Genomic DNA, 733 nt, shown 5'->3' with positions numbered 1-733 from the left:
GATGCTCAAGAGACAGTGCCAGTTCATAGCCTTCAAGGAGGGTCTGTAACCTAAACCAGCCCTCCCATAACACCGCTATCGAGGCTCGCCCCGTTCTCTTGGTGTCCTTCCAGCCCCCCAGTATCGCCAGGCTCTTGTACGCCCACGCCATATCGGGGGCCTCATTCGGCAGGGCCCTCTTCTCCATCTTCAACCACAGCAACTTCCAGCTCTTTGTACCCAGCAGCTCTTCGCAGCTTTCTCCCTGCGCGCCAGGCTCCTCTTTGATAAATCGCAACTGCAGCAACCGGACCGCGATAAAGGCCTGGATGACGCTCATCCGTGTCAGGTTCTCCCGGCTCTGCATCCTCAACGCCTCGACCCGGGTGCCTGCACTCTTCCAGACCTTGTGATAATCCTCAATGAGCCAGCGCTGCTCGTAGTAGCCGATAATCTCGCTGGCCTGCTCGGCGCTGATCACCGCTTCACTGGTCAGCAGGTGCCACTCCAGCCGGTCGGCTGCATCGCTCTGCTCGATGCATCCCACGTAGTAGAGCGGGATATCCGGTTCCCTACGCTTGTTGGCCGGGGCCTTCAGGGTGACCCTGGCAAACTTGATATCGAGCACGGCCTCTCTGGCTTTTCTGCCACCCCGCTGGGGTATCTTGACCACCCGGGTGCCCGCGGATTGGCACTGCCTGGCATAGTCGTAGAGCTTGTTGTCGTGCTCGTTGATACAGCGGCTTTGCATCGA

At 59.2% G+C, this 733-nt stretch carries 1 protein-coding gene; it reads right to left on the bottom strand.

The genetic code is table 11. The annotated features are described in order from the left end of the window. Positions 1-733, bottom strand: a 733-nt coding sequence (locus GWQ29_RS21200; protein ID WP_275920253.1) for an IS4 family transposase, incomplete at both ends; no start/stop codon positions are given.

It is taken from the genome of Aeromonas sp. 2HA2, from assembly GCF_029237345.1.
GTDB lineage: Bacteria > Pseudomonadota > Gammaproteobacteria > Enterobacterales > Aeromonadaceae > Aeromonas > Aeromonas salmonicida.
The sequence above is the reverse complement of the archived record's forward strand: the minus strand, read 5'-3'. Positions and strand labels throughout refer to the sequence as shown.